The sequence below is a fragment of the Shewanella sp. SG41-4 genome (assembly GCF_014164505.1).
In the GTDB taxonomy this organism is placed as follows: Bacteria; Pseudomonadota; Gammaproteobacteria; order Enterobacterales; family Shewanellaceae; genus Shewanella.
Window position 1 is genome coordinate 1 of the sequence record NZ_JACJFI010000346.1, and the last position, 3368, is coordinate 3368.

Annotated in this window: 1 protein-coding gene and 1 pseudogene; both read left to right on the top strand. The window is 38.5% G+C overall.

Annotated features, from left to right (window positions below; translation table 11 throughout):
• The first annotated feature begins 773 nt into the window (after positions 1-773).
• Positions 774-2426: a malate synthase A gene (gene aceB, locus H5202_RS19385; protein ID WP_182773504.1), complete on the top strand. Its 1653-nt coding sequence runs from the start codon at positions 774-776 to the stop codon at positions 2424-2426.
• Between the two features lie 738 nt (positions 2427-3164).
• Positions 3165-3368: pseudogene (locus H5202_RS19390) on the top strand (HDOD domain-containing protein); the annotation flags it as partial.

Below are 3368 nucleotides of genomic sequence, written 5' to 3' on the forward strand. Positions count from 1 at the left end.
TCACTCTCCACTGCACCATCGTGGTTCTCAATTGCCCCATTCATGAAGTTTTTTCAATTATTTTTAAAAAAAATGAATTTTATTTAAAACAAACCAATCTGCTTAAGCTTGTTGATCGGGTGACGTAACTCACATTTTCAGCTGTTAATAAGCTTATTTTTATTACGTTTACGTAAACGTTAATTTAAAACGGTTGTTTAAAAATGACATTCTTGCTACATGTAATAACAAACTGTTTTTAATAGATAAAATCCTATTACGTATAGGTAAACTAGAAACGTTACAAAATTGTTTAATTAGATGTTGTAGACTAAAGTTTGGTAAGGTTAGGTTTACAGTGAGTTATTTTATTACAACCTTTTTTACCATATGTGTTTGCTGGTCAATTGGTAAGATGAATTTTAAGTAACGCCTTTAAAGTATATGCTCTATTTTATTTTTTATCTTTATAACATAGGTTTACCTGGCATTTTTTGTGTTGGTAAGACCATTTTGTATGATCTGTATTACAGCTTTTTATGTCGTTTTGGTAAAGTGCAGACTGTTGCAATTACAAACGTTTTTGGTTAGTTTTTAGTACGAAACAGACATTTGAAAGCTTTTGATAAATAGTCAGCTTCAGTTAAATGTCATGAGTAAACGGTTTATTTGAACTTGAATAAGTACAGCGATGATTTGGTACAAGTAATAGTGGGTAGACAGTAGTGAGTGACACTACACCGTGAAGTATGACAACCGATATCAAAACAGACAGCATATAGGGAGCCATTATTATGACGGCAGAACAGTTAGTTGCTCAATACAGTAAGTCCACAGCAAATGCTGATGATTCGGTTAAAACCGATCTCACGTTTATTGGGCCTACTGTTAATGGGCAAGAAGAAGTTTTTAACTCTGGCGCCGTGGCTTTCCTTGATTCGTTATGTGCAAAATTTGTTGATGAAGTACCTGAACTATTAGCTAAGCGTAAGCAAAAGCAAGCTCGTATTGATAAAGGCGAATTACCTGATTTTTTACCTGAAACTCGTGCAATACGTTATGGTGATTGGACTATTCGTGGTATGCCTGAAGATCTTAAAGACAGGCGTGTTGAAATTACTGGCCCTGTTGACCGTAAAATGATCATCAATGCTTTAAACGCCAATGTAAAAGTGTTTATGGCCGACTTTGAAGATTCATTAGCTCCGAGTTGGCAAAAGATTGTCGAAGGTCAAATTAACCTTCGTGATGCTGTACGTGGCGATATTGAACTAACGGTCCCTGAAACAGGTAAGCATTATTCATTAAATCCAGATCCTGCGGTGTTAATTGCACGTGTACGTGGTTTGCATCTTATTGAAAAGCATATTGAATACAAAGGCAAACCGATTCCTGGCGGCTTAGTCGATTTTGCTATGTACTTTTACCATAATTATCGTCAACTTTTAGCTAAAAAATCTGGACCTTACTTTTATATTCCTAAGTTAGAAAGCCATATAGAAGCGCGTTGGTGGGCGAAAATGTTTGCCTTCGTAGAAGAGCGTTTTTGCTTACAACCCGGCACCATTAAATGCACTTGTTTAATTGAGACATTACCTGCGGTATTTGAAATGGAGGAGATTCTTTATGAACTTCGTTCAAACATTGTCGCGCTTAATTGTGGCCGTTGGGATTATATTTTCAGCTATATCAAAACCTTAAAGAACTATCCAGACCGTGTATTACCCGACCGTCAAGCGGTCACCATGGATACTAAGTTTTTAAGTGCCTATTCACGCTTATTGATTAAAACTTGCCATAAACGTGGCGCATTAGCCATGGGCGGTATGGCAGCATTTATTCCTGCCAAAGATGAAGCGACTAACGAACTGGTATTACAAAAAGTGCGTGGCGATAAAGAGTTAGAAGCTCGCAATGGTCATGATGGTACTTGGGTCGCACATCCTGGTTTAGCAGACACTGCGATGAAAGTTTTCAATGATTACATCGGTGGTGATAGAACCAATCAATTGCACATTACTCGTGATGTCGATGCGCCGATTTTAGCCAGCGAATTACTCGAGCCTTGTCAAGGCGAGCGAACTGAAGCGGGTATGCGTTTGAACATTCGTATTGCGTTGCAGTACATCGAAGCGTGGATCCAGGGCAATGGTTGCGTACCGATTTACGGTTTGATGGAAGATGCTGCCACGGCTGAAATATCGCGCACTTCTATTTGGCAATGGATCCAGCATGGCAAAAGTTTATCCAACGGTAAACTGGTCACTAAAGCATTGTTTAGAGAAATGCTGAAAGAGGAAATGGCCAACGTGAAGGCGGAACTCGGCGAAGAGCGTTTTAATGCAGGTCAGTTCGCTAAAGCGGCAGAATTATTTGAACAAATTACTACCTCAGATGAGCTAGTCGATTTCTTAACATTACCAGGATATGAACTGTTAACGGCGTAATGTCGAATAACAGAATATTAATTACAACACTACTGAATTAGGCAAAGTTGAATGATTCACTTTACCACCTTCATACAGGAAGGAGCGACACTATGACTACACAACTAACTCGTCAGCAACAGGTTGATGCAATTAAGAAAGATTGGGCTGAAAATCCACGTTGGAAATCGGTTAAGCGTCCTTTTACTACTGAAGAAGAACAGTTTTAATCGTTAGTCCCAACCGTTTTACAAGTTTGGTCACTTTGTGACTGTTGTAACCCCGTGCAGCTCACCTACAGGCAGCACGGGATTTTTATCCTCATATGATGGTTTATAAGCGATTGCTTAGTTGTTGAACCTGATTATTTGGATACTTCCTACCCGTAAGTTTTTAACCACATAATTTGTGATTGCGGCTCCTTGTGAGCCGTTTTTTTTACCCATTATTTATCGTATGTCTAAGTATCACCTTTGCGTCATGATTAAGTTCATTCATCTCAAACTGCACTTGCTCAAAAAATTACTGCTCCTGAAAAAGATAATGTAATAGCGAGGTCACATGTCATTTATTCTTTGTGCTGGGTGTAGAGTGATAATTAGTAGCTAGTAGCCAGTAGGCTTAGGATATTAGAAGTATTATTGTTTTACTTTGATACGTGAGCTAGCTTGAACGAATAGCAATATCTACAAGACACCGTGATGAAATTGAGTATACTAAAAACAATGTTTGTTATATTTAGGTTAATTTTTGAAGGCAATGACTCAGCAAAAAGGGGCTGATTACTGGACCAAACGGATCAGTGATCAAGAAATGCCTGCATTATGTTCTACAGTGCGTGACTTAGAAAAGTTGGCAAAAGACGATGTGTCTTCGTTATCTTTATTAGGTCGAAGTGTTATGCACGACAATGCACTCACCTCACGTATTCTTCGAGTGGCACTGTTTGCCACTCGAAGAATA

Bases quoted from the DNA above. Each gene is read 5' to 3' on its own strand.
- aceB (WP_182773504.1), top strand. From the start codon at position 774: ATGACGGCAGAACAGTTAGTTGCTCAATACAGTAAGTCCACAGCAAAT.